This window comes from Streptomyces sp. NPDC029674, from assembly GCF_044903205.1.
GTDB lineage: Bacteria > Actinomycetota > Actinomycetes > Streptomycetales > Streptomycetaceae > Streptomyces.
Window position 1 is genome coordinate 242973 of the sequence record NZ_JBJDPY010000013.1, and the last position, 22157, is coordinate 265129.

Below are 22157 nucleotides of genomic sequence, written 5' to 3' on the forward strand. Positions count from 1 at the left end.
CGCAGGCTGAGCAGCCCGCCTGTGTCCCGTCGTCCTGCTGGTGACGGGACAGAGACGTTCCCCATGACCTGGTGGATCCAATCCGGCAGGACGGTCACGTCGGCGCGGCGCGGCGCGGAGCAGGACGGGTTCCACCGCTTGGATTGGGATTGGCGGCACGACTCCGGCTACAGCGTCTACTGCTCTGACCGGGAAGGCCTGCCGGGCCTGGGGGAGGCCAAACTCCGCACGGACGCCTCTGTTGGGCTATAGCGTCATGTTCACGACGAAGGGAGATTCGTGATCATGGCAGAGCGTGTGGTCCCGCCTCGCGTGGTGGCTGCGGAGCGTGTGGCCTCCGAGGCGGGTTTCAAGAAGAGCTGCATCGCCGAGGTGGGCAGGTTTCTCAGGCTGGCCGCCGCTGCGAAACCCGACGGAGTCATCGCGGAGAGCGGCACCGGTTCGGGCGTGGGTACCGCCTGGTTGCACAGCGGGCTGGGCGCTGGTGCTCGCCTGGTCACCGTAGAGCGTGACGAGGAGTTGGCCCGTCGAGCGGCTGATGTCTTCGCGGACGACGACCGCGTCAGCGTGCTCAGCGGCGACTGGCGGCTGCTTGAGCGGCATGCCCCCTTCGATGTCTTCTTCTGCGACGGCGGAGGCAAGCGTGACGACCCCGAAGGCGTCGTCGAGCTGCTTGCTCCCGGGGGCCTTCTCATCCTGGACGACTTCACCCCATCGCCCCACTGGCCGCCTCGTTTCGGCGGCGAAGTGGATGAGCTCCGCCTGTTCTACCTCACTCATCCCGCCCTGGAGGCCACTGAAGTACTCACAACACCAGCCAGTTCAGCGGTTGTCGCGGCACGACGCCTTTAGCGAGGAAGGCGTGAACCGTTCTTGATCGTGCCGCGAGAGCTGGTCTGCCGCCCCAGCGGCTGCCCTTCTCGCCGCGGATGCCGGCGCGTTCCTTGCGTTGTGCGGCGAGGACATTGAGGTGCGGACGTTGGCGTTGCGCCGACGCAGGTGACGGCGCAGGTCCCGGGTCTCGACGGGCACTGCGACGCCCGCTTCGAAGGCGTCCGGGCCGCTTTTGCGGACAACTTCCGCGAGCGCGGTGAACTGGGAGCCGCCGTAACCGTCCTGCTCGACGGGGAGCCCGTCGTCGACCTGTGGGGCGGCTGGGCCGACGCCGCGCGCAGCCGCCTGTGGGAGCGGGAGACCCTCGTCAACGTGTGGTCGACGACCAAGGGGGCCACGGCGCTGTGCGCGCATTTGCTGGTCGACCGGGGTCTGCTCGACCTGGACGCGCCGGTCGCCGCCTACTGGCCCGAATTCGCCGCAGCAGGCAAGGAGAACATTCGCGTACATCATCTGCTCTCGCGCCGCGCGGGCCTGGCCGGGCTGCGAGAACCGCATACGTTGGCCGAGCTGTACGACTGGGAGTTGACCACTGCACGCCTCGCGGCCACCGAACCCTGGTGGCAGCCGGGCACCCGCTCCGGCTACCACGCACTGACCTACGGCTTCCTGGTTGGCGAGGTCGTACGGCGCATCACCGGACAGCTTCCGTCCACGTTCCTGCACCAGGAGGTCACTGGACCGCTCGGCATCGACTTCTCCATTCGCCTTCCGGAGAACGAAGGCCGGCGCGCCGCCGAGCTGGTCCACCCGCCGGCCACGGTCGGCAGTGAACAGGATGCCGCCTTCAGCCAGTTGCAGCCGGTTGCTCTCGCCGCCCTGGCCAACCCACTCACCGGAGCCGCCGACGCGAACACTCCCGAGTGGCGTGCTGCCGAGATTCCCGCCGCGGCTGGCCATGGGACGGCCCGAGGAGTCGCCGCGCTGTACGCGCTCTTCACCGGCCAGGGACGCTCGGACGGCCCGCAGGTGTTGTCGGCGCAGGCCGTGGAACGCGTACGCGAAGGCCAGGGCAGCTGCCGGGACCTGGTTCTGGGCGCCGCTTTCAAGCACGACACCGAGATCGGTCTCGGTCTCTGGCTGAGCGGCCGGAACGGCTCGTACGGCCCCAACCCGCGGGCCGCCGGCCACGACGGCTTCGGCGGTTCCTTCGGGCTGGCCGACCCCGAAGCGGGCATCAGCATCGGCTATGTCATGAACCGCATGGGTACGCACATCGCGGATGCCCCCCGGAAGATGGCGCTGATCGACGCTGTATACAAGGCAGGCGTGCCTTCCGCCTGCGGGCCGCCCCGTTGCGGCGTGAGCTATCCGGTCAGGGCGAGGTTGCGCAGACGGACGACGCCGAGCATCGCCCGGTGGACACCGTCGCCCTTGAGCCGACAGTCCCGCAGAACTTTCCAGTTCTTCAGCCGGTACCGCGCGCGCTCAACCCTCGCACGGACTTTGCGGTGAAACTTGCTCTCCGTACGACTGCCGGGCGCTCACGGAGTCCGGCATCGACCGGGCCTGCCGTGAGGCTCGGGCCATCGCCGACGGAAGTTATCGGGGCACCGGCGCTCACATCTCGCACCGGGCAGGCGGCGTGCGCAGCAGCGCCTGAGCCCGCAGCAAAAGGCTTGCGGCTGCCAGGCAGCGGGAGAACAACTGATTGACGGTCAGACGTTGAAAAGATGTGGGCTACCAGGTCGACCGCGGCACCGACGCCGAGGGTGATCGGACCCCGGTAGCTTTCTCAGATGGACTGCCGAGAAGCACTGATGTACGAGCGCAGCTTCGCAAACTGGTCGTCGGTGGTCTGATCGGCAGCCTTCGGGGCGCCTTGGAACTGCTCCGTCAGACGCGCCGCACCTTGTTCTCGCGTCCACCGAGTTCAGCTCGCAACCCGCGCCGCCACGTCTCCAAATCCTCCATACGCTGCTCAAGTCTCGGCACGCCCACCGTCCCCTCAGCAGTCGCTGTCACCGGACCGAGGACGCAATGAGCCGAGCCGTACACGGTCCGCGGAAACTCCAGGTATGACGCCGGATTTCGCCGTGCGGTGCGGATGTCCTTCACGGTTCACCTGAGCCCCCACAGCTCCAGTACCCGCGCCCGCGGGGAGGTCCTCGCACGCGGAAGCTGATCATGCTCACCGTAGAGAGTTCCCGGACAAGTGGGAGTGCTGGTACTAACGGGGCCGTCGCTCTCGGGTCTCGGAGGCTGGCTCATCAAGTATCTTCCGCCCGGGTCAGTGTCAAGTCTCCCTGCTGCGGTTGCTCTCTACATCCCTCCCGCTGACCGCTGCCAGGCAGACCGGAGCTGTCGTGTTTCCCGCAGTAACCGGCGCACACCCAGGCCGCTAGCATCGGCGGGTCGGGTACTGCTTCGGCCCGGGACTGGTGGGGGACTTCGCAATGACCTTCGGACTGATTCTTGCCATCATCCTGGCGGTCGTGTTCGTCGCCCTCGGCCTGGCTGATCAGCGCAAGTTGTGGCGGCGGTTCACCGCGAGGTGGTTCCGCAACCGGGCGGCCCGTGAGCTCTCTGACGCCGCGGTGACGGGGTTACGCGTGTTTTTCTTCGCGTGGGCTGCGCTACTGCTCTTCGCGGGGTGTCAGGCGCAGGAGGCCGAGGACAGGATGGACCGGATCGAGCAGGAGATGGATTCCCCGTACGGGTCGTGATGCGCTCTCCGATACGCCGCCGAGAGAGGCCGGGTCTGCGCTTGTGGCCGGTCGGCCTGGTCCTGGCCCCGGCCTTTGTCTTCGCGGTCATGGTGGCCGCCGCCGTGTTCTTGGCCGCGTGGGATCTGCTCGGCGCCCGGGAGCTGAAGCCGGAGCGGCGCATCGAGTCCAAGACGCTCTTCGCCCTGGTCAAGCTCTCCTCTGCGGGAGCTGAGAAGGGCTCGTGGTACGAGCCGGAGACAGGGATGATCACCTCATGATGCGAGGTGCCTACGACGTCCCTTTGACCGGACTCTTTCCTCTCCTGACGCCTGCGGATGCGGACTCCTTGAATCAGGAGGCCGCACGGTTAACACGGCTCGTGCAGGTAGAACTACGTCGGATTGGGAGTGGGCCCTGGAGCATGCCGCCTTCCCCGGCACACAGATACAGAGGGGGACGCCGATCGTGCTTGGGCTGGATGTCATCGAGCACGCCGAGGGAGGCGACCAGATGGAGTTTTTGCTTCAAGTGGTGTGGACCGACCTGGGCCAGCTCGCGGTCGATGCGGCGGTGAATGTGGCCTGCTGGTGCGAGACCGACCACGCCTCCCATGACGTCGACGCCCTGAGGATCGTGGTCGGCGAGGAGGCTTCGTTGCCTGATGCATTCCGTGCCGGCGCTGAACGCCTGACCGGCTGGCTGGCCGATCCTCACAACGCCGACCACTGGCGTGCCAAAGCGGGATTACCTCCCAGGCGGATCAACTGGGAGTCCGGTGCCGGGTAGGTTCCTAGGACGGCGCCCCGACCTACGTGATCTTGGAGAACCCGTCCGCCTACATGGGCGAGGAGATCCGGGCCTGGGCGAAGAAGCACCGGGTCGAACTGTGTTTCACCCCGACCTACGCGTCTTGGGCCAACCCGATCGAGGCGCGCTGCGGACCGCTGCGGCAGTTCACCATCGCCAACTCGAACCGACCGAACCACGCCGTGCAGACCCGAGCCCTGCACGCCTACCTGCGCTGGCGCAACGCCAATGCCCGCCATCCCGACGTCCTGGCCGCTCAGCGCAAGGAACGTGCCAGCATCCGAAGCGAGAAGGGTATCCGCTGGGGTGGACACCCCCTTCTCGCAGTCGCTTGACCACCGCGGCGAACCCCACGCGGTCACGGCGTTAGAAGTCTCCGTCCTTCCTGACTCTGACGAAAATGCCGGTTCGTCGCGTTTCGATGACCACTCGTATGCGGAACTCCTGCTTCAGATCTTCAGGGAGCTTTTGCGCTTGCCACTCGCGTTCCGCGGCCACGACAGTTTCGGCATGCTCGCGATCTGACGCGGCAAGAGCTTTGAGTGCGTAGTAGGAACCACCGAACGCATGTTGTGGCACGTGCGCCGTCGCCACCGCTTGCCCTGCTGCACGAGCGGCGAAGCAGGCCCCGTCATCGTCCGCCTTCGCGGTCCGCGCCGCTGCGTGAGCGTCGAGGGAGGCTCGGCGGATGTCCGCCATCCTGAAGACGCCCGTTTCACCCCATTCACGGCAGGCTTGGATGGCATGTCGGGGCCGTCCATCCTCCGGGCGTGCACGCTCGAAGAGCGGGAGCACGCGCTCGGCACAATTTGCGGCCCACAGGGCCATGATGCGCTGATCTTCCCTGCTGTAGCTCTTCACCACACGACCCTACGACGACGGTCGTCACCGAAGCCCCGCGCTGTGGACAGACCAAACCGGCGAACCACCCCGGTCAAAGCACTAGCGGGGGGTGCTCGGCCCAGCGGGGCACGATGAACCAGTGTGTGAGCCACTGCTCGTGTTCCGCTTTCGGCGGGGCGGTCAGGAGGCCGCCTCGTCGCACAGCGCGATGCGCGGGCCGGTTGCAGGAACTCCGAGCGGTCATCGGCTGACGTTGCCGGGCAGTTGACGCGAACGCGTCTGCTCTCGGCCGGAACACCGCGGGGGCCGGACTCTGTATCGGGCGGAGACCTGCGCCCGGCTGCCGTTGTGAGTGATCCTGCGGTGTGACCCCCAATCTGATATGCCGCCGGGAGCGGCGCGGGCTGCGTCTGTGGAACGTCGGCCTCGTCCTGGCCCTGGCCTTCGCCGCCGCGCTGGCGGTCGCCGCCGCGGTGTTCTTCGCCGGGTGGGACCTGCTCGGCGCCCGCGGGTTGCAGACCCAGCACCGCCTGGACTCCAAGACGCTGTTCGACCTGGTGAAGCTGTCCTTCGGGGTGGTGGCCGGTGCCGGTGCGCTGGTCGCCCTGGTGGTGGCCTACCGCCGCCAGCGGGTGGATGAGGACGGTGCGCCGCGCGAGGCGACCCGGCTGCACACCGAACGCTTCACCACCGGCGTCTCCCAGCTCGGCGAGGAGTCCGCCGCAGTGCGCCTGGGCGGGGTGCACGCGCTGGCCGGGCTCGCCGACGACGCCCCTACCACCCTGCTGCGCCAGACGTGCACGTGCTGTGCGCGTATCTGCGTCTGCCCTACACCGCCGAGACCGACCTGCCGCCGGACGACATGGCCGCCCGGCACGCCTACCTGGCGCTGCGCGAGGTGCGGCACACCGTCATCCGCCTCATCCGGGACCGCACCGCGGTCGGTCCCGAGGAGACGCACGTCTCCTGGCGCGGCCACGACTTTGACTTCACCGGGGTCGTCTTCGACGGCGGCGACTTCTCCGGCGCGGCGTTCACTGACGGCACGGTCCACTTCGTCGATGTGGTGTTCGCCGACGGCCGGGTCGACTTCAGCGGCACGCGGTTCTCCGGCGGCACGGTCGACTACACCGCCGCGGGTGTTCTCCACCAGCGGCACGGTCTCCTTCTCCAGCGCGCACTTCTGCGGCGGCCTCGTAGACGCCGGTGGTCTCCGGGGTCAACCCGGCCCCGCTGACGGTGTGCCAGATCGAGTGCAGGCGGCGGAAGAGGAAGCCGTCGGTGTCGGGGCCGTCCAGCCCGGCCGCCCTGGAGCCAGGCCCGCACGGTGCGCACCGGGCAGGTGGAGGGGCGCTGGCCGTACTTGACCTTCACGCTCATGACCCGTCGGACTACCCGACCGCCCATTCACCCAACAGCCGCACTTCCCCGCCCCGCTTCGGTAGTGCAGGCGGTGTGATCACAAGCCGTCTGCGCGCTCGTCCCCGGTAAGAGGGGGCCGTGGCGACTCGAGGCAGCGGATCTTCTTCCGGGGCGTGCTGGGCTATCCGTCAGGCCGCAGCAGACGCTGGGAGATCACCCGCTCGGTTGCACGTTCGGACCAGCCGTCAGGTCTTGGAGGACCTTATCCCCCTCTGGCAGGTCGGCACCGCCACACTGGTTGGCCGGACTTCCGATGGGAAGTCCGGCAACGTTGCCGTTGGCCGCTCCAGTGCCGTGCGTCGTGGCCCCGCTGGCATGGGTCTCGTGGTGATTGATGCAGCCATTGCCGATAGCCGGGGGACATGAAGGCGCCGATCCCGCCAGCCGATGCAGGTGCGGCTGCTCCCAGTACCGCTACCGCCGTGAACGAGCACATCGTGACTGTCTTATGCAGGGCCCTACCCGTCGAACGACCATGGCTACGTAAGGTCACTGCGTCGATCCATGCAGCGTTCTCACCACGCACCGGGGCGCAGCCGCAAGACGGTAAGGCATGACCTGAGCACGGATCGTTGAGGTTTGAAGACGGGCTCTGAGATGGCACGCGCTGGCTTCTGTTCACGTCGTGACTCCTGCCCGGAGTCGTCGGTGTGGGCGACGAAGGCCCGCCTGGAGCAGATCCGCCTCATCAAGGCCACCAACAAGGCAGCGGCCCCACCGTCGTGCGTGTCCTGCGGAGATGCTGGCACCTGGCGCCGTACCCGCGCCCGCTCCGGCCGCGCCCACCGGTCCGGCGCGACCAGGGACACGGCGTGCGAGGACTTCCGCCGTGCGCTCGCCGCGCACCAGGAGGCAGCGCGACCGCCTCGGCGAGCAGGGCGTCTCCATGCTTCCGGCGTCGCCGCCCCGGGCGAAGTGACCAGCCTGCTTGCGTCTAGCAGCAATGAACAGCGCTGATGTCCGGTCCCAGTAGATGCGACGGAGGCGCTGGTTCTGACCAGGGAGCCCGTCAGTTTGGAGTGGGACCTCGTGACTCCTTGGCGTCCCAGCGCAGGTGGCTGTGGAAATCGGGCTGATCGGCAGCCTCACAGCTTTCCAGTAGGACTGGCAAGCGCGAGGGATCAGGCCGAGGCTTCGGGGATGTCGACAGGCAGGCGATGCCACGCGTGGCCGCAACCGTCGGAGCAGAAGCGCTCTCGTCGGCGTTCGTCGGCGACGGCCAGCACTGCGATCAGCAGCCGGAATGACTTGAGGCGTTCGTCGTGCGGGGTGAGACTGGCGATCTTTCCGAGTTGCTGGTCGATCCGCCCTCGTGTGATCAGAACTGCCGGTGTGTGCGTGGCGCGAAGTCCGGCGCGTCGGATACTTTCCGGGCCGTCCTCGGCGGTGGCGCGGGCCTGAGTGCAGAAGTGTGACAGAAGACGCAGGGTGTTGGACTGCTCCTCAGTCGAGAGGCCCTCGAACCACTCGATTCCCTGTGGCATCGGCCGAAGGGCCTGGGCGAGTTCGTTGAGAATGATGTACGGTTCGGCCATTCTCACACCCCCGTTGCGCTCGACTCACAGGCTTTCCAAGTCATCCAAGCAGACCCTCGGGTGCTAGAAAGGCAGTTCGTCGGCTTCCAATGGCTCTGAGTACCCACGTACCCAGTGGCCAGGGAGGGCGGCGCAGAGCGACTCCAGGTCGGCGAACGTGCTTCCCCGAACATGTAGCCAGCTGTGATCGCTCAGTCCGTCGAGCCGCAAGAGCTTCCCCGGGGCGGAAAACCAGCACACGGGTGACTCTTCCTTCCCCGTCCACATCGGGTACTCAGGAAATTCCACCGGCGCAAACCGACTCGGCAGCTCTCGAATCAGGCTGGCGGGAAGTTCGCAGGCGTTGTAGAGCCGTCCTTCGCCGCCGAGCAGCGTCTCGCTGAGTACGAGCTCGACACAGGCCAGGGAGACCCGCTCCAGGAAGCGGACCCAACCATCCTGTGACTGGACGAACACCGCCGGATCGTCCTGACCGAGGTCCCGCAGCCGCACTCCCCAGAAAGCGCATCCCTGGTTCTCGCTGCGGACGACGAGCACTCCATCGAACTCGTCGTGCACGAACAGCTCGGAAGGGCGCAGCAGCGGGTCCTGGTTGCCGGTGAGGTCGTGACGCGTACCGAGAAGCGAGTACGCCTCGCGCAACGCGGTCGGCAGCGTAAGCCCCAGCATCTCCTCGGCTCGCTCCAGCTCCTTCGTTCGCGTACCCGCGCCGTCGGCGAGCGGCTCCGCCCACGCTGCGGCAAAGTCCCGAACGAAGGCCCAGGCTCGCGCCCTGTCGGGTATCCCACCGCGCAGAGCTTGAGCCACATCGAACTCGTCAACCATGCGGTGGACCGTACAGGCCGGCCAGCTTCTCAGGGACTCCGCCAGGTCGTTTGCCAGAAGCACTGGGACTCGCCACATCTACTGAGAACGGACAAGGGGCGTCAACAAGGGATGACGCGGGGAGGTGGCCTGGCCCACGCCTCGGGCGACTGTCCGGCCTCGCTGAAGGTGAGGCAGTGCGGCGCTTTGACTTGGGGTGCCTCTGGTTGAGCGAGACGCCAAGTGTTCGTCTATCTCGCTCAACCTGGAGCAGCTGGTCACGATGCGTTGGGCTTGTGGGCGAGGAAGAAGGCTTGCTGGCCTGACCGAGGTCTCTCGCTCTCGTCAGGTTCGCGGATCAACTGAGCGTCCACGACGAGGTCGGCTTTGCTCATCAGGTAGGCCATGTGATCAGGCGACATCCAATAGACGTCGAGCGACAGCTCGTGGCCGTATCCCTTGTGCAGATGCCGACGCTGGTTTCCGGCCTTGCATGCCAGGATTACGTGGCCACCTGGAGCCAACACCCGGTGGCATTCCGCGAACACGGTGGGCAGGAGCTCCGGCGGGGTGTGGACGGTTGAGTACCAGGCGACGGCGCCGCCGAGTGCCCCGTCCGCCAGGTCTAGAGCAGTCATCGATCCCTCTTCAAACCGAAGGTGCGGATGGGTCTGGCGGGCCACTGCGATCATCTCGGGGGAGAGGTCGATGCCGAATGTGTTCACTCCAAGTGAGTGGAGGTGGGCCGTGATGCGGCCGGGGCCGCAGCCGAGGTCGGCGACAGGCCCGGTGTCCGGTGCCTGCACGAGCTCGGAGAACGGGGCCAGCATGGCCCGGTCCAACGGCTTAGAGGCCCTAACAAAGGCGTCGGACGTGGCGATGGGTGATCAGGCAGACGGCGAGGCCAAGGAATGCTTCGTGGATGTCGTCGCGTCGTTCCCAGCGGATGCGCAGGCGGCGGAAGCCGTGGAGCCAGGCGATCGTGCGCTCGACGACGTAGCGGAAGACGCCCAGGCCAGTGCCGTGTGGCTCGCCTCGCTTCGCGATCACGGGGCGGATGCCTTGCTGCCAGAGCAGACGGCGGTACTTGTCGTGGTCGTAGCCGCGGTCGGCCAGCAGGGCGTCGGGGCGTCGGCGGGGTCTGCCGACTTGGCCCGCGACGGCGGGAATCTTGTCGAGCAGCGGCTCGAGTTGGGTGACGTCGTTGCGGTTTGTGCCGGTCAGCGACCGCGAGCGGGATGCCCTGGCCGTCGACGATGAGGTGGTGCTTGCTGCCCGGCCGTGCGCGGTCGACCGGGCTGGGCCCGCTTTTGGGCCCCGTCGGGCGGCCCGCATGTGCGAGGAGTCGATCACCGCCCGCTCCCAGTCCAGCTGGTTCTTGGACCGCAGCTTCTCCAGCAGCAACGCGTGCAGCTGGTCCCACACACCGGCCTCGCTCCAGGCTGCCAGGCGCCGCCAGCAGGTCATGCCCGAGCCGAAGCCGAGTTCCTGGGGCAGGTACTCCCACTGGATGCCGGTGTGCAGGACGAAGAGGATCCCGCACAGCGCCTGCCGGTCCGGCACCCGCGGTCTGCCCTCGACCTTCTTCGGCCCCGGCGTCGGCAGCAACGGCTCGATCAGCGACCACAGTTCACCCGACACGATCCACGGCCGCGACTGACGGTTTCCCATACCCAGACCTACGAGGAAAAGGACCGACCGTCTCATGATCAGCAGCTTTTGTTAGAGCCAGTTAGTGTCTAGCTCGTCGCGCAGAAGCTTCTCGTAGTTCACGGCAACGGTGTCGTAGGCCGTCCGAGTGGCGTGGAGGTAGGTCGCTTCGGCCATGGCCCATGACCGTAACGCTGTCCCTTCCCTTGCTCATAGACCACTTCGACTAGTGGTTCCGGTCTCGCTGATGCCCTCACGCGGAGTGCCCCAGATTCAGCGAGACGGCCCAGCAACGTCCGGCTCCCGGTGCCGAGTTGAAAGAGGAGGCCTCTTGCCCGTGTACGGGCAGCCGGAGGACCTGCTTCCTACTCGCGTAAGAGAACGCCCTGTCTGTCGGCGATGCCGGAACCGCATAACCGCGCCGATGATGCTCTTGAGGTGTCTTGTGGCGTGAAAACGCTCGGGGCGGGCCTGCCCGGTGATGGCTCGGGGGTGGGGCCCGCTCGATGCTCCGACAGGGTGACCTGCCAGTTTCTGCAAGGGTGTTCGGGCGTAACACGTGACTGGTTGCCGGGTGGTGAGCGGTCCGTTCGCCTTCCGCTGCTTGGCGAGCGCGAGGGCGAGCATTTCCTCGGTCACGTCGAGGCCGTACGTCTTGCCGTTGGGGGCCGACGCGTCTGGCGGAGAAGGTCGATGCCGCCTCCGGAGCCGAGGTCGAGGACGCTTGCCGAGCCCAGTGAAGTGATCCGTCTCACGTCCTGTCACAGCGGCCGATGTCGCGGTGACTTATGGCCGAGCACCTGGAATCGGAGGAGGCACCATGACTGGGGAGACGCAGGTGATCGGTGGTGGGTACGCGGGTGTGATGGCCGCGAATCGGCTGACGCAGCGCGCCGACGTGGCCGTGACGCTGAGCAACCCGCGCTCGGACCTTGTCCACGGGGTCCGCCTGCACCAGCTGGTGGGCGGGTCCGACGACGCGGTCGTCGCTTACCAGGACGTCCTGGCCGAGCACGTCCGGCTGAAGGTTGACACCGCGACGCGCATCGACGCGGCTACGGGCAGCGTGGCTCTGGCGGCCGGCGGCACGCTCGACCACCACTACTTGATCTACGCCGTGGGCAGTGGCAGCGCGGAGCCGGGCGTGCTCGGGGCCGCTGAGTTCGCGTACTCGATCGCCGCCCTGGAGGAGGAGCGGCGACTGCGTGCGGTCCTCGACGCCACACCCGCGACAGCCCCGGTGACGGTGGTCGGCGCCAGTCCGACCGGCATTGAGAGCGCCGCCGAGCTCGCGGATGCCGACTGTGCGGTGACGCTGGTCTGCGGCGGCGTTCTCGCCCCGTACCTGCACAGCCGGGGCCGGCGCTCGGTCGCGAAGCGGCTGGCCAAGCTCGGTGTGACGGTCGTCGACGGCTCCGACGCGAAGGTCACGGCGGTGACATGGGACGCCGTGTGGCTCGCCGACGGCCGTGAGCTGCCGAGCGACGTCACCGTGTGGACCGTCGGCTCCGGCGTTCCCGACCTGGCCGTCCGCAGCGGGCTGAGCACCGACGCCGTGGGGCGCCTGCTCACGGACGAGACGCTGACGAGCGTGGACGACGCGCGCATCCTCGCGGCCGGAAACTCGGCGGCACCCTCCGGCCTGCCGCTGCGAAAGAGCTGCCTGAACGCGGAGCCGCTGGGCCTCGGGCCGCCGATACCGTGCTCAGCCGACTCGCTGGTGAGGAGTCGGAGAACCTCCACCAGTCGATGTACGCACAGTGCATCAACCTGGGTCGGAGCGCGGGCATTTACCAGTTCACCAACAGGTCAGACGTCGCGGTGTGGCTGCACTTGGACGACGGCCTGGATGCCAGGATCAAGGCAGTGTTCTGCAAGGGCATCCCCAAGGACCTGGTCGGCAAGGCGCACGAGCCTGGTTCATTCAGGCTGCACCGCATGGCGGCGGTGTCGCGAAGCGTCGGCAGATGCTGGGCGCCCACCGCGCCGAGGCACCGGCCGCCGACCGGGCAGCCTGACTGGTGCCTGCTGTGAGGATCCAGCTGTGGACGCATGCGAACACGGTCGGCCGCCAGGGCCGAGACATGAGCGATCAGTCCACCGACCCGGCGACCGAGGCGTTCATCGCCCACCGCAATCTGCTCTTCACCGTCGCCTACGAGATGCTTGGATCGGCCGCCGACGCCGAGGACGTCCTCCAGGAGACCTGGCTGCAATGGGTCAAGGCCGATCAGGGGTCGGTACGCGACCAGCGCGCCTTCCTCGTCCGGATCACCACTCGTCAGGCGCTCAACCGGCTCCGTACCGTGAAGCGCCGCCGGGAGGCGTACGTCGGCTCCTGGCTGCCCGAGCCGTTGCTCACCACGCCTGATGTGGCCGAGAACGTCGAGCTCGCCGAGAGCGTCTCGATGGCGCTCATGCTCGTCCTCGAGACGCTGTCGCCGACCGAGCGCGCCGTCTTCGTGCTGCGCGAGGTCTTCGACATCGGGTACGACGAGATCGCCGAGGCCGTCGACAAGAGCCCTGCGGCCGTCCGCCAGATCGCCCACCGCGCCCGTCGGCACATCGACGCCCGCCGCCCCCGCCGGGTGGTCTCCTCGAATGAGGGCCGGGCGGTCCTGGAGTCGTTTCACCGCGCGGTCGAAACCGCGGACCCGCAGGCCCTCCTTGAGGTGCTCGCCCCTGATGTCGTCCTGATGAGCGACGGCGGCGGCATCAAGCACGCCGCGCTGCGTCCGGTCACGGGCGTTGAGCAGGTGGCCCGTATGTTCGCCGGCGGCATCGGCAAGTTCGAAGACCGGCTCACCGCCGAACCGACCGTGGTCAACGGCAACCCGGCACTCCTGGTCCACCTGGACGGTGAGATCGACGGCGTCATGGCGATCCGCGTCCAGGACGCCCGCATCACCGGCCTCTACTACGTCCGCAACCCGGAGAAGTTGTCCCGCCTCACCTCCGCGACCCCGCTCACCCTGCGCTGAACACCAACGGTCCCCAACGTCAGAGCCGGGGCCGTCACGGTCATCACGCGCCTGCGCCGTCTGAAACAGCGATCGCGGCGACCTGGCCCACCCCGTCCTGGACGCCTTCGTGGTGTGGGGCCGCTTCGGCCACGAGTCTTTCACCAGCTGACCCGCCAGGGAGATACCCGATGGGCCACGCAAGCAAGCGAAGAGGAGAAAACATGAAGGCAGTGCGTTACCACTCCTACGGTGGCAGCGACGTCCTCGTCTACGAGGAGGCGGACCGGCCGGTGCCAGGTGCGGGCCAAGTAGTGGTGCGGGTGGCCGGCACCTCGTACAACGACGCGGACTCCGGCCTCCGCTCGGGATTGCGACAGGACCTGCTCCCACTGGCCTTCCCGCACATTCCCGGCCTCGACCTGGCCGGAGTCATCGCCGAGGTCGGCGAGGGCGTGTCCAACTGGAGTGTGGGGGACGCGGTGGTCGCGCTTCTGCCGGTGGACGTGCCCGGCGCGGCCGCCGAATACGTCGCGGTTTCCGCCGAAGCGTTGGCCGCCGCTCCCCGCACCGTCGACCTTGCCGACGCCGCGGCCCTGCCTCTCGTCGGGCTGACGGCATGGCAGGCCCTGTTCGAACACGCCGGCCTCAAGTCCGGGCAGAGCATCCTGATCAACGGCGCGGGCAGCGCGGTGGGCGGGTACGCCGTCCAGCTCGCCGTGCAGGCCGGTGCGGGCGTGACCGCGACCGCCGGTGCGCGCAGCCGCGACCGTGTCCGCCGCTACGGCGCGGACCGGATCGTTGACTACGCCGTGACCGCCGTCGCGCGGGCGCTGGCCGGCCAGCACTTCGACGTGGTGCTGCAGCTGGCTCCCGCCGGTCCCGAGGAGAACGCGCAGCTGGTGGATCTGGTCGCCGACGGCGGAGCCTTCGTCAGCGTCACCACTCCCGGCCCGCGGGATGCCCGGCGCGGGGTGCGCACGGTGCACGTGTTCGTGCGAGGTGACGTCACCCAGCTCGCCGAGCTGGTCGCCCGCGTCGACGCCGGAAATCTGGCGATCGAAGTGGCCCAGCGGCTGCCACTGGCCGACCTGGCCACGGTCCACGCCCGCGCCGCCGGCCGGTTTGCCCAGATCGCCGAGCTGGCCGCCCAGGCCGAAGGCGGAGACCTGGCCGAGCGGCTGCGTGGTGATCAGACCGCCGCGGTCCGCTCCCCGGCGGCCGCCGGAGAGCTGGCAGGCAAGACCGTCCTGACCCCCTGACCGAGCGACACCGGCACCGGCCCAGTGTGTGGTGGCCGGCGTCCAGGAACTGGGTGATCATGCGGGTGGCCAGTTTCGGCATGGTCGACTGCATAATTTTCAGTGTTCACACACCGATGATCAACGGCGGCCGTACCCGTCCCACAGCGCGGCAGCGGCGCGCGGAGTCCGCCTGCCGGTCCTGTGTCAGGAGGACATGTGCGTCGTGGCGAAGTCTGGTGGGCCGAGTTCGACGAGCGGCGGCTGGTCGTACTGCTGTCGGGCGATGACGCGTCCGGGATCCGGGTGATGCAGGTCGTCGCTCCGGCGGGCACCGACATCAGCGGTCTGGGCATCGAAGTGGCAGTGGGAGTCGTGGAAGGTCTGCCCTTCGAAGGCGTGCTGCGGTTCGCGTTCCGCCGTCCGGGCTTTACCCCTTGTACGTGGCTGACCACCGTGTCCCGAGACGACCTGATCGAGTGCGCGGGCGCCCTGTCCTCCGCGAAGCTCAGCGAGATCGAGGATGCCCTCCGACTCTCAGAACAGGAGAAGGAGTGGACCTCGGCGACGACCGCTAAGCTCAGCGAGATGAGGGATGCCCTGCATCTCGGCGGACCGGGGGAACGACCGTAAGGCAGGCCGTTGGTGTCGTACCAGCATGAGCCTGAAAGCTGCGCCGCCATCCCCGATAGCCCCCAGGACTCCCAACCCTCACTGGAGTAGAACGTCACGACACGACAGTTGTGCGTAAATAACCCTGCGCGGGCAGCTGGTCGAACCACACGAGCGCGGTGCCGTGGTCGTCGGTCGGGAGAACGGCCTGGAGCGGCGGCTGTACTCCTCCGAGGACGTCGAGAAGGGCCCCGCCCGCCGCTCGATGTACAGCCGGGCGCGCAGGTGCTGGCCGACGAGCGTGAGGCAGTCGAAGGCGGCGGGGTTGCGGTGGAGCAGGTCGGCCGGGCGGCGGCCGCGGGCCGAGGCGCGCGAGCGGACCGCACCGCAGTCGATGCGGCCCTCGCGCCCTCGCGTCGGATGACGGCCTCGCGGTCGAGGACGGTGTCGGCGGGGAGGTTCATGGCGGCGGTGGCGAGGTCGAGCCAGTGCTCGGTGGCGTCCCGGCCGGAGCGGGTCTGTATACGGACGGTATCTCGACGCCACAGCACGGTGCGGTCGCCAGGCGAACTTGGGCTCGTACTACCAGCCCTCGCCCTGGGGCAGGCGGGCGGTGTTCTCGGCGAGTGCGACAGCGACGGGGTACTCCACCTCGCCACCGTCCGGCCGTTCACGGAGACGTGCGTGGCGGACTGTTCTGGTCGGTCACGTCGTCCAGTCCTCCGGACTGCGCCCGCGTTCAGTTGTGCCCGAACCGCCGCTCCCGGTGCTTTCGGGCAACGTCACCCGGGTTTGTCTCTGCCGCGGATTTGGCCTGGGCCTCCATGGCAGACTGCTGGGCCTGCTCCTGGCCGCGCTCCGCCTGGGCGGCAGCCTTCTGATTACGGTCCCGATCCTTGTTCTTGGCCATGACCGTCACTCCTCGTACTTGGGATCCGGCCCCCCAGCGAACATCGCACACGGGTTCCCGCCCCGCCACCGCACCGCTCACCGGGGCGCGCGGCTGGCTGCTCCCGTCGGTCACATCGTCCAGACGTCCGGCCCGCTGCCCTGCCACTCGCTCAGCGGCGAGCGTACGACGTCCATCTCGTCGTAGTCCTGGAGCCCGGCATCCTGCATGAACGCGGCCACGTCCTGCACGGAGAAGGCGCAGCCGGAGACTGTTCCGTCGATCCGGACGCGCCGACTGCCCTCCTTGTTGGGTGGATAGATCACAACGGGCGTGCTGGTGGCCATGACGCCGACTGAACGGCTGCGGCGTGGGACGCACGCCGCCGCGCTTGCCGTCCCCGCAAGCTTGTGGCGGGGCTCTTCGGCAGGTGGTGCGGCGTCCACCTTGGGTCACGCGCATGGTCATGAGGAACCGCCAGGTGACTACTTGAAAGCGAACGGCGCCGCTGTGCAGTAACTGCGGCTGCGCTCAACATGCAGCCCCCTGGCCGCCGCTCGGGTGCCAGGCAGAGGCCGATCCCGCTGTAGAGCGAGCCTGCGGCCGCAAGAGACGCCGGGTCGCTGCCACTCCTGAGGCAAAGCGGTGGGTCACGTCGCCTGCCCGGTTTCGTCTGCGTTCGGTGGCCGATGCCGGCCTCGTAGGCGGCGGAGGCTGGGAATTGCCGCTGCCCCTAGCAACAGGCCAGCGGTGAGTGTGGCCGCGGGCCACCGCCAGTGCGTGGCCAAACTCCGCTCGGGTGCCGGTGTCGCGTCGGCGTGGGTGGCGGCGGGGCGGGGCTGGGCCGCCCCGTCGTACAGGCCCAGCCGGTCCAGCAATGGCAGCAAGGCCGGGTCTGCCCGATACCAGTTGTCGCGGAATCGGCCGCCCAGGAGGTTGTCTTCCTTGCGCACCCAGGCCCGGCCACCGTCGTAGGCGGGTAGTACCGAGTCCACGGAGAAGACCGTGTCGTTCCCGCCCCGCCGCAGCACCGTTATCTGTCGGCCGGTGTCCGGCCGCGTCCCTGCCTCCACCCGCGGTGGCGAGGGTTCGACGGCATCCTCCCGGTACGGTGGCAGCAGTTGGGCCAGGGTGTGCACCTCCGGGTCGTCTTCTGTGAGGACCACCGTCCTGTCCGTCGCCGCCGAGATCAGTACCACGCTCTGCGGACCCTTCGCCGCAGCGGGCTCCGCCGTCCACAGTCCGATGCCGAGCATTGTTGCCCATGCCGGCACAAGGACCGCGAGCAGCTTCGCGAGCCGTCGAACCGATCGCATACTTCCCCCAGATGACGCCCGCACGGGCCGTCCGTACCGCGTCATCTCTGGTACACCGCCCGAGCCTCGCAGGTTCCCAGTCGGGTCATTCAATCTCGGGAGACGGGCTGACCGGGCAGACGCTGACCGGCGTGCGGGATGACCGCGCAGGCCGCTGTGGGCCCAGCGCCTGTACGGCGAAGGCCGCGCTGGCGCAGGCCACCGCGGCCGGAGCCGACGACCACAGCCCCACCGCACTCGCCCGCACGGTGCCCGGCGACAAGGCCGACGAACACGCCGACCGGCTAGGCTTCGACGGCGACGAACTGTGGACTCGCTTCGGCCCGACCAACTGCAAGCTCTACCGGGTCACCGCCCACGCCGCCCTCGCCGACCTCCCGCGCGAGCGCCGGTCTGAGCCGCCTTGAGGGTGCGTGACGCGAGCCGATCAGATGCTGAATAGGGTTGTGGTCATGACCAAGGGGATGGGGCGGCGGCTCGAGGTGGACCTGGACAGCGGCGTCGAGGACGTGACGCTGTCCATCCTGGAGTGGCTTGGCGAGCAGGGAGTCGGTGCCATGATCCGGGTCGACGCGGAGCGCATGCGTGACGGTCAGCCTGCGTGGACATTCGCCGCTTCAGGTGGGCCGCTGGACGGTGGGATGAGGGCCGACGGGGCCTCGGTCGCCGAGTGTATGGGCGTGGCACTGTTTCGATTGCGCGAGGCCGGCCTGGCCGTTCCATTCTGATGGTGACACTGCCCGGCGCAGGGGCCCAGCAGCTGCAGCATGGGCGCGTCCGCGCCGGCCCGGCGCCGGCCGCCGGTGAGGGCGTAGGTGACGTGCACCGGCAGGTGCAGACCATGACCTCATCCAGGCCGCCCCTGACCACGCTCGCCCTCACCGTCACAGCAGCCAGCACCGGAATCGTCAGCCAGTACCAGAATCGTCAGCCAGCACCGGAATCGTCACACCTTTTCCGCCGCAGCCGACGGGGCTGGGATGTCCTGCCCCGGCATTCGGCGGGCCGACGGGGATTCCTGCTCGCCGAGGCCGCGGCGTTCCTGGTGCTCGAACGGCTGGACCACCAACCGATCAGGCCCATCCACGGGACATCGGCCGGGCTGATGCCCGAGATCGGTGACGCACACGGGCGTCCCGCAGTTCGCCGGCTACGCCGCGACGCCTGTCTTCACCCGTCATCTGAATTAGCGCCGGGCCGTACAAGCCGCCTGGAGCTGTATACCCGCTTCCGGTGACAATGGTGACAACAACTCCCTTGGGGGCGCTCAACTGACGTATTGAGCACAGGCGTTAGTGAGCCCTTTCCAACCTCAGGTTGAGGCGTGACGAAGGGCGGGGATGGTCTTCACGATGGCAGTGGCTCGGGTGGTGCTACAGCGGAGTTTCCGCGGGAGGCGCCAGCCCTTCAGGGCTGCCATGGCTTGGTCGCCGAGGCAACGGATTCCGGCCTGGCTGCTGTTGTGCCGACGTCGCCGCAGCTTGAGATGCCGCCCGCGGACGGGCGCCCGGGTGGTGCCGCCGGCGCCTCGATACACCTTCTCCGGCCAGCACTTCACCTCCGCGTCGCGGGGGGGGGAGAGAGAGAGTCACTGGCAGCACCCGTGTCGTGGCGAGCGCCCGGAACGGTGGGTGAGGCCGCCAGCAGCCGACCTGCCGCATCGGCGATGGCCTGCCACGCCGGGCTCGTCGGGCATGGCGGCGCCGACACGGCTGAGAGCTGCCGCGGAGCTGCGCACCGACCGGTGAGTGGTCGGTGCGGGCCCGGTCTACCGGTTCGCGGCTTCGCGAGAGGCGATCCGGTTCGTGCGACCGACCGCGCGGCCCACCGCGTTGCGCACCGCGAGGCCCGGCCGGGTGCGGGGCACCATGAGCCTGGAGAGCAGACCGACACGACGCTGCCGCGGGCCTACCTCACCGCGGAGCCGCGACTCGTAGGCGGCGAAGGCGCGGGCGTGATCACCGGGATGGGCGGCGAGCTCTTCTGCGAGGGCGTACGCGCCCGCCATCGCCATGCTGGACCCGTCACCCAGCAGGGCTGTCGCCGCCGCCGCGTCCCCGAGCAGTACGACCCGTCCACGGGACCACGAGGGCACCCGGACGGTGGTCAGGGGGTCGAAGAACGGAGCCGGGTGGTCGAGGAACGCCGCCACGAGTTCCGGTGCCCGCCACCGCACGTCGGCGTAGGCGTCGGCCACGGTCTGCTTGTGAAGGGCGATGTTCTTGCGGTCGTGGGGCGCCGGCTGTGCGGCCCGGAAGGTGAAGATCGCGAGCGGAGTGGTCCGCGAAGGGTGGAGGACCAGCATCCGGTTCGGCACGGTCAGCATCGTCATCTCGGTCGGGTCCTCGATGGCGTCGGGTTCCAGCGGGACGGTCGCGCCGTACAGGCCCAGGTCGCTCGCGAACTGCCGCTCGGGTCCGAACACCAGGCGCCGTACGGTGGAGTGCATCCCGTCGGCACCGACTACCAAGTCGAAGCGCCGTGGCGCGGACCGCCGGAAGGTGACGTCCACCCCGCCTTCGTCCTGGTCGAGAGCGGTGACCGTGTCGTCGAACAAGAACTCGGTCTCGGTCTGCGCCGACTGGTGGAGCACCTCGGACAGGTCGGCTCGGGTCACCTCGACCGTCGGCGCCTTGTCCGAGGTGAGCGGGAGTTGCAGGATCCGCCTGCCGCCGGGGTCGAGCAGGGTCAGCGACCGATTGCGGGTGGCGAGCTCGCGGAGCTGCGGGAGGATGCCCATGCGCTCGGCGACCGGGACCGCAGGCCCCTTCACGACGATCGCGCTACCACCGGAGCGCAGCTGCCGGGCATGTTCGACGACCGTCGGCCGGTATCCATTCCGGGAGAGCCAGTAGGCGAGTGCGGGCCCTGCGATTCCGGCACCGACTATCAGCACCTCGGGCTTCTTCATGACGAATGACCTCTCGGAGTGTCGATGACCAGGTCCCCGGCGAGTGCCGGTCCTGGTCTCAGGGGGCGGCGGCACGGGCAGCACAACCGGACCAAGGTACGAAAATTTTCGTACCTCAGTGGAGCACGTCCTTCAGGTACGATGCAAGTCGTACTTGAAGGAGGTGCGGCGTGGCCGGGAGGAACCTGGTCGGCCCGGAGGCCGATGCGCTCGATCTGGGTGCGGTGTTCCGCGCCCTCGCCGACGAGCACCGTCGTTCGGTGATGATGGAGTTGGCCGCCGACCGCAGCGACAGCGAGCGGGGCTGCAACTCGTTCGATCTTCCGATCTCGAAGCAGACCCAGACCCACCACTTCCGGGTCCTGCGCGAGGCAGGTCTCATTGACGAGATCAACTACGGCAACCGCAAGGGCATCCGACTACGACGCGCGGACATCGAGAAGAGATTCCCCGGGCTGCTCACGCTCCTGGGCGCAGAGTCCCCGGGCGGTACTGCTCCTCGCTGAACACAGCTGAGCACACCGGAAGGAGTCCGAGTCGGCCCTGAGCCGCAAGCTTGACCGGATCCAGCTCGCGCCCGGCTCGCAGGTAGCCGAGCACGATGCGGACACGAATGGATCGGTGTCGCTCCGACCACCGTCCCGCGCTCGTGATCGGCGCCGAGCACTTCCGCGCGCGCTCCCTCATGCCAACACCCACCGAGGTGTCCTCAACCTGCGTGCGGAGCAGGGCCACTGGGGGTAAGGGCGGGGTCTGGGCGTAGAGAAGCTCCTGGTAGACGGGTACGTGTCGAGTACAAGCCATCCTGCCAGGAGCTTTCCGTATGCTTGTCTACCCAGCCGGGGTGGATCTTTCCACCTCCGCTCTGCGCTTCCTCGCCCGTGAGTTGACCGCACGTCGTCTTGCGCAAGGGACACGATGTCTTGCGCAAGAAACACGATGGCGCCGGCTGGCCGCCGGACGGCAGGCACTGCTCGACCTGGACGCACCGTGCAGGAAATCATGGACGAGTGACGTCGACCGAAGCAGCAGCAATCGCTCTACAGGACCATGCCGCTCTCTAAAGCATGGGGGAAATCCGCGCGAGCGACGTGGTGAATGCTGCCGACGTGGTGAATGCCGCCTGTGACGCGCTCGTTGCCGGACTCGACACCCCCGGCCTTCGAATGCTCGCCGCCTGCACGTGCGCCGAGGCGGACTACGACGTCCACGACCTGCTACCCGCAGCACTCGACGAACTCGGCCTCGCCCTCTATCCGGTCGGCAGTGAGGCCGGTCAGGAAGCCGTCGCCCGAGCCCTCGCACGCCGCATGCTCGCCGGAGAGCTCACGCCTCGGGAGTTCACCCTCCGGATTCATCAGCGTTACGGACATGAGCTGCCCCTGACCGCGCGCCTCGCTGAACTCGACGACGAATACGACATCCTCGAATACGGCGACAGAACCGTGGACCAGGTCGATGCCGAGGTCACCGCCGAAGCCCGCCGCCTCACAGCCCACCCCACGGTTCCCGCCGAACCCACGGATTCGCCCAGCTGACGCAATCGAACCGAGCCGCGAGTTCCCGCTGAACAGACTTCGGTTTCTTTCCCTGAACCCACGGTGAACCCACGGGCCTTCGCCGCC

22 protein-coding genes and 6 pseudogenes are annotated in these 22157 nt (G+C 68.2%); 17 read left to right on the forward strand and 11 right to left on the reverse strand.

The window, feature by feature from the left end; genetic code table 11:
- The first annotated feature begins 285 nt into the window (after positions 1-285).
- Positions 286-852: an O-methyltransferase gene (locus ACI2L3_RS29200; RefSeq protein ID WP_404755367.1), complete on the forward strand. Its 567-nt coding sequence runs from the start codon at positions 286-288 to the stop codon at positions 850-852.
- Positions 853-880: 28 nt separating this feature from the next.
- Here the strand turns inward: ACI2L3_RS29200 and ACI2L3_RS29205 are convergent.
- A pseudogene (locus ACI2L3_RS29205) lies at positions 881-1026 on the reverse strand (IS630 family transposase); the annotation flags it as partial.
- Here ACI2L3_RS29205 and ACI2L3_RS29210 point away from each other — a divergent pair.
- Positions 1000-2160 (forward strand): annotated as a pseudogene (locus ACI2L3_RS29210) (serine hydrolase domain-containing protein); the annotation flags it as partial. The pseudogenes ACI2L3_RS29205 and ACI2L3_RS29210 overlap by 27 nt on opposite strands.
- A gap of 41 nt (positions 2161-2201) precedes the next feature.
- On the opposite strand, the pseudogene ACI2L3_RS29215 reads toward ACI2L3_RS29210, so the two are convergent.
- Positions 2202-2357 (reverse strand): annotated as a pseudogene (locus ACI2L3_RS29215) (IS5/IS1182 family transposase); the annotation flags it as partial.
- A gap of 8 nt (positions 2358-2365) precedes the next feature.
- On the opposite strand from ACI2L3_RS29215, the pseudogene ACI2L3_RS29220 reads away from it, so the two are divergent.
- The 5 genes and pseudogenes from ACI2L3_RS29220 to ACI2L3_RS29240 form a co-directional block, all read left to right on the forward strand.
- Positions 2366-2514, forward strand: a pseudogene (locus ACI2L3_RS29220) (IS5/IS1182 family transposase); the annotation flags it as partial.
- Between the two features lie 776 nt (positions 2515-3290).
- Positions 3291-3560 (forward strand): hypothetical protein, encoded by a 270-nt coding sequence (locus ACI2L3_RS29225; RefSeq protein WP_404755368.1) that lies wholly within the window; start codon positions 3291-3293, stop codon positions 3558-3560.
- Between the two features lie 41 nt (positions 3561-3601).
- Positions 3602-3820, forward strand: coding sequence for a hypothetical protein (locus tag ACI2L3_RS29230; RefSeq protein WP_404755369.1), 219 nt, complete (start codon positions 3602-3604; stop codon positions 3818-3820).
- Between the two features lie 187 nt (positions 3821-4007).
- Entirely contained in the window at positions 4008-4328 is a 321-nt protein-coding gene (locus ACI2L3_RS29235; protein WP_404755370.1) for a hypothetical protein, read from the forward strand.
- Between the two features lie 8 nt (positions 4329-4336).
- A pseudogene (locus ACI2L3_RS29240) lies at positions 4337-4684 on the forward strand (transposase); the annotation flags it as partial.
- Positions 4685-4715: 31 nt separating this feature from the next.
- Here the strand turns inward: ACI2L3_RS29240 and ACI2L3_RS29245 are convergent.
- Positions 4716-5210 carry a putative immunity protein gene (locus ACI2L3_RS29245; protein ID WP_404755371.1) on the reverse strand — a complete coding sequence of 165 codons (495 nt, stop codon included), beginning with the start codon at positions 5208-5210 and terminating at the stop codon, positions 4716-4718.
- Between the two features lie 778 nt (positions 5211-5988).
- On the opposite strand from ACI2L3_RS29245, the gene ACI2L3_RS29250 reads away from it, so the two are divergent.
- Positions 5989-6429 (forward strand): hypothetical protein, encoded by a 441-nt coding sequence (locus ACI2L3_RS29250; protein ID WP_404755372.1) that lies wholly within the window; start codon positions 5989-5991, stop codon positions 6427-6429.
- 1306 nt (positions 6430-7735) lie between these two features.
- Here ACI2L3_RS29250 and ACI2L3_RS29255 read toward each other — a convergent pair.
- The 4 genes from ACI2L3_RS29255 to ACI2L3_RS29270 all read right to left on the reverse strand — a co-directional run bounded on the left by ACI2L3_RS29255 (position 7736) and on the right by ACI2L3_RS29270 (position 10624).
- Positions 7736-8149 (reverse strand): DUF5958 family protein, encoded by a 414-nt coding sequence (locus tag ACI2L3_RS29255; protein WP_404755373.1) that lies wholly within the window; start codon positions 8147-8149, stop codon positions 7736-7738.
- A 63-nt stretch (positions 8150-8212) separates the two neighbouring features.
- Entirely contained in the window at positions 8213-8974 is a 762-nt protein-coding gene (locus ACI2L3_RS29260; protein WP_404755374.1) for an SMI1/KNR4 family protein, read from the reverse strand.
- Between the two features lie 257 nt (positions 8975-9231).
- Entirely contained in the window at positions 9232-9783 is a 552-nt protein-coding gene (locus ACI2L3_RS29265) for a class I SAM-dependent methyltransferase (protein WP_404755375.1), read from the reverse strand.
- A gap of 25 nt (positions 9784-9808) precedes the next feature.
- The gene (locus ACI2L3_RS29270; RefSeq protein WP_404755376.1) at positions 9809-10624 is read right to left on the reverse strand and encodes an IS5 family transposase; all 816 of its coding nucleotides are present in this window, start codon (positions 10622-10624) and stop codon (positions 9809-9811) included.
- Positions 10625-11423: 799 nt separating this feature from the next.
- Between ACI2L3_RS29270 and ACI2L3_RS29275 the strand changes: the two are divergent.
- From ACI2L3_RS29275 to ACI2L3_RS29290, 4 genes and pseudogenes are all read left to right on the forward strand, one after another.
- Positions 11424-12621, forward strand: a pseudogene (locus tag ACI2L3_RS29275) (NAD(P)/FAD-dependent oxidoreductase).
- Between the two features lie 66 nt (positions 12622-12687).
- The gene (locus ACI2L3_RS29280; protein ID WP_404755377.1) at positions 12688-13584 is read left to right on the forward strand and encodes an RNA polymerase sigma-70 factor; all 897 of its coding nucleotides are present in this window, start codon (positions 12688-12690) and stop codon (positions 13582-13584) included.
- 203 nt (positions 13585-13787) lie between these two features.
- Positions 13788-14825, forward strand: a complete 1038-nt coding sequence (locus ACI2L3_RS29285; RefSeq protein ID WP_404755378.1) for an NADP-dependent oxidoreductase — start codon at positions 13788-13790, stop codon at positions 14823-14825.
- Between the two features lie 198 nt (positions 14826-15023).
- Positions 15024-15437 (forward strand): type II toxin-antitoxin system PemK/MazF family toxin, encoded by a 414-nt coding sequence (locus ACI2L3_RS29290; RefSeq protein ID WP_404755379.1) that lies wholly within the window; start codon positions 15024-15026, stop codon positions 15435-15437.
- A gap of 718 nt (positions 15438-16155) precedes the next feature.
- On the opposite strand, the gene ACI2L3_RS29295 is transcribed toward ACI2L3_RS29290, so the two are convergent.
- From ACI2L3_RS29295 to ACI2L3_RS29305, 3 genes are all read right to left on the reverse strand, one after another.
- The gene (locus ACI2L3_RS29295) at positions 16156-16326 is read right to left on the reverse strand and encodes a hypothetical protein (RefSeq protein WP_404755380.1); all 171 of its coding nucleotides are present in this window, start codon (positions 16324-16326) and stop codon (positions 16156-16158) included.
- Positions 16327-16436: 110 nt separating this feature from the next.
- Complete coding sequence (locus tag ACI2L3_RS29300) at positions 16437-16652, reverse strand: hypothetical protein (RefSeq protein ID WP_404755381.1); 216 nt, start codon at positions 16650-16652, stop codon at positions 16437-16439.
- A 303-nt stretch (positions 16653-16955) separates the two neighbouring features.
- Positions 16956-17621: a hypothetical protein gene (locus tag ACI2L3_RS29305; RefSeq protein ID WP_404755382.1), complete on the reverse strand. Its 666-nt coding sequence runs from the start codon at positions 17619-17621 to the stop codon at positions 16956-16958.
- 131 nt (positions 17622-17752) lie between these two features.
- Here ACI2L3_RS29305 and ACI2L3_RS29310 point away from each other — a divergent pair, with 131 nt between their 5' ends.
- The 3 genes from ACI2L3_RS29310 (at position 17753) to ACI2L3_RS29320 (ending at position 18858) form a co-directional block, all read left to right on the forward strand.
- Positions 17753-18028: a hypothetical protein gene (locus ACI2L3_RS29310; protein ID WP_404755383.1), complete on the forward strand. Its 276-nt coding sequence runs from the start codon at positions 17753-17755 to the stop codon at positions 18026-18028.
- A gap of 45 nt (positions 18029-18073) precedes the next feature.
- Positions 18074-18349, forward strand: a complete 276-nt coding sequence (locus ACI2L3_RS29315) for a hypothetical protein (RefSeq protein WP_404755384.1) — start codon at positions 18074-18076, stop codon at positions 18347-18349.
- 113 nt (positions 18350-18462) lie between these two features.
- Positions 18463-18858, forward strand: coding sequence for a hypothetical protein (locus tag ACI2L3_RS29320; protein ID WP_404755385.1), 396 nt, complete (start codon positions 18463-18465; stop codon positions 18856-18858).
- A gap of 531 nt (positions 18859-19389) precedes the next feature.
- On the opposite strand, the gene ACI2L3_RS29325 is transcribed toward ACI2L3_RS29320, so the two are convergent.
- A complete protein-coding gene (locus ACI2L3_RS29325) occupies positions 19390-20532 on the reverse strand; it encodes an FAD-dependent monooxygenase (protein ID WP_404755386.1) in 1143 nt (380 codons plus the stop codon).
- A 170-nt stretch (positions 20533-20702) separates the two neighbouring features.
- Here ACI2L3_RS29325 and ACI2L3_RS29330 point away from each other — a divergent pair, with 170 nt between their 5' ends.
- Both ACI2L3_RS29330 and ACI2L3_RS29335 read left to right on the forward strand, forming a co-directional pair.
- Positions 20703-21038, forward strand: coding sequence for an ArsR/SmtB family transcription factor (locus ACI2L3_RS29330; protein ID WP_404755387.1), 336 nt, complete (start codon positions 20703-20705; stop codon positions 21036-21038).
- 561 nt (positions 21039-21599) lie between these two features.
- A complete protein-coding gene (locus ACI2L3_RS29335; RefSeq protein WP_404755388.1) occupies positions 21600-22070 on the forward strand; it encodes a hypothetical protein in 471 nt (156 codons plus the stop codon).
- The last annotated feature ends 87 nt before the right edge of the window (positions 22071-22157 follow it).

What these genes read in the sequence shown, in the direction of transcription:
- ACI2L3_RS29200 (WP_404755367.1), top strand. Translation starts at nt 286, where the DNA reads ATGGCAGAGCGTGTGGTCCCGCCTCGCGTGGTGGCTGCGGAGCGTGTG.
- ACI2L3_RS29225 (WP_404755368.1), top strand. Translation starts at nt 3,291, where the DNA reads ATGACCTTCGGACTGATTCTTGCCATCATCCTGGCGGTCGTGTTCGTC.
- ACI2L3_RS29255 (WP_404755373.1), bottom strand. Translation starts at nt 8,149, where the DNA reads ATGGCCGAACCGTACATCATTCTCAACGAACTCGCCCAGGCCCTTCGG.
- ACI2L3_RS29260 (WP_404755374.1), bottom strand. Translation starts at nt 8,974, where the DNA reads ATGGTTGACGAGTTCGATGTGGCTCAAGCTCTGCGCGGTGGGATACCC.
- ACI2L3_RS29265 (WP_404755375.1), bottom strand. Translation starts at nt 9,783, where the DNA reads ATGCTGGCCCCGTTCTCCGAGCTCGTGCAGGCACCGGACACCGGGCCT.
- ACI2L3_RS29270 (WP_404755376.1), bottom strand. Translation starts at nt 10,624, where the DNA reads ATGGGAAACCGTCAGTCGCGGCCGTGGATCGTGTCGGGTGAACTGTGG.
- ACI2L3_RS29280 (WP_404755377.1), top strand. Translation starts at nt 12,688, where the DNA reads ATGAGCGATCAGTCCACCGACCCGGCGACCGAGGCGTTCATCGCCCAC.
- ACI2L3_RS29285 (WP_404755378.1), top strand. Translation starts at nt 13,788, where the DNA reads ATGAAGGCAGTGCGTTACCACTCCTACGGTGGCAGCGACGTCCTCGTC.
- ACI2L3_RS29295 (WP_404755380.1), bottom strand. Translation starts at nt 16,326, where the DNA reads ATGGCCAAGAACAAGGATCGGGACCGTAATCAGAAGGCTGCCGCCCAG.
- ACI2L3_RS29300 (WP_404755381.1), bottom strand. Translation starts at nt 16,652, where the DNA reads ATGGCCACCAGCACGCCCGTTGTGATCTATCCACCCAACAAGGAGGGC.
- ACI2L3_RS29305 (WP_404755382.1), bottom strand. Translation starts at nt 17,621, where the DNA reads ATGCGATCGGTTCGACGGCTCGCGAAGCTGCTCGCGGTCCTTGTGCCG.
- ACI2L3_RS29315 (WP_404755384.1), top strand. Translation starts at nt 18,074, where the DNA reads ATGACCAAGGGGATGGGGCGGCGGCTCGAGGTGGACCTGGACAGCGGC.
- ACI2L3_RS29320 (WP_404755385.1), top strand. Translation starts at nt 18,463, where the DNA reads ATGACCTCATCCAGGCCGCCCCTGACCACGCTCGCCCTCACCGTCACA.
- ACI2L3_RS29325 (WP_404755386.1), bottom strand. Translation starts at nt 20,532, where the DNA reads ATGAAGAAGCCCGAGGTGCTGATAGTCGGTGCCGGAATCGCAGGGCCC.
- ACI2L3_RS29335 (WP_404755388.1), top strand. Translation starts at nt 21,600, where the DNA reads ATGGGGGAAATCCGCGCGAGCGACGTGGTGAATGCTGCCGACGTGGTG.